Below are 1,075 nucleotides of genomic sequence, written 5' to 3'. Positions count from 1 at the left end.
GTCGATGGAAGAGGGCCGCCGTCTGCAGAAGATCACCAGGACGGCGAAAGACCCGGTAAAGCTGCGGCGGGCGATCGTGGTCATGATGTCCGCCCAGGGCCGGGCGGCCTCCTCGATCAAGACGTTGACGCAGGTCAGCGACGACTACGTCCGTTCGGTGGTGCACGCGTTCAACGAGCGGGGGTTCGATGCTCTGGACCCAAAATGGAGCGCGGGCCGACCACGGAGGATCGGTGAGCGGGTGCGGGAACGCATCTGCCTGATCGCCCGGACGACCCCTGCCGAATGGGGCATCACCAGCTTTTCGACCTGGAGCCTGGCCAAGCTCGCCGCCCATCTGGAGCGAATCGGACTGGCGACCTCGCTCAGCCCTCAGCACCTGTCCCGGATCCTCAGGGCCGGCGGAGTGTCGTGGCAGACCACGACCACCTGGAAGAGCTCGAATGATCCGGACTTCATCACCAAGATGCAGACCGTGCCGGCCCTCTATGACCAGCGGCCCAAGGACGGGCGGGTGATCTGCCTTGATGAGTTCGGGCCGCTCAACCTGATGCCGCGAACCGGCAAGGCCTGGCGGCCCACCGCTCGCCCGCGTCGGCTGCGGGCCACGTTCAACCGCAACGACGGCGTCCGCCACCTGATCGGCGCCCTCGACCTGGCCACCGGCAAGCTCTACTACAACCTCCGCAAGCGGAAGCGGTGGCGAGAATTCCTGTCCTTCCTCAAGACGCTGCGCGCCCGCCGGCCGGGCGAACGCCTCTACCTGATCATGGACAACCACTCCCCGCACAAGCGTGCCGAGGTCCGTGCCCGGGCCACGACCAACGATCTCGAACCGGTCTACCTGCCGACCTACGCCTCCTGGCTGAACCGGATCGAGTCCGAGTTCGCCGCGCTGCGGTACTTCGCGCTCAACGGCACCGACCACCGCAGCCATCACCAGCAGAACACCGCGATCGCCGCCTACATCCGCTGGCACAACCAGAACTCACAGCCAAAGGTCAGCTTCGCCGCCAGCTCCCCGATCCGATCATGGACCAGTTACCCCGCCAAGGCTGCGTGACGAGCCACTAGC

1 protein-coding gene is annotated in these 1,075 nt (G+C 66.2%); it reads left to right on the top strand.

The genetic code is table 11. The features are described 5' to 3' along the window. On the top strand, positions 1-1,063 hold a 1,063-nt coding region (locus tag E1298_RS47145), incomplete at its 5' end, for an IS630 family transposase (protein WP_243726281.1). Between the last annotated feature and the right edge of the window lie 12 nt (positions 1,064-1,075).

Origin of the sequence: Actinomadura rubrisoli (assembly GCF_004349215.1) — a bacterium.
GTDB classification, from domain to species: Bacteria; Actinomycetota; Actinomycetes; order Streptosporangiales; family Streptosporangiaceae; genus Spirillospora; species Spirillospora rubrisoli.
The sequence above is the reverse complement of the archived record's forward strand: the minus strand, read 5'-3'. Positions and strand labels throughout refer to the sequence as shown.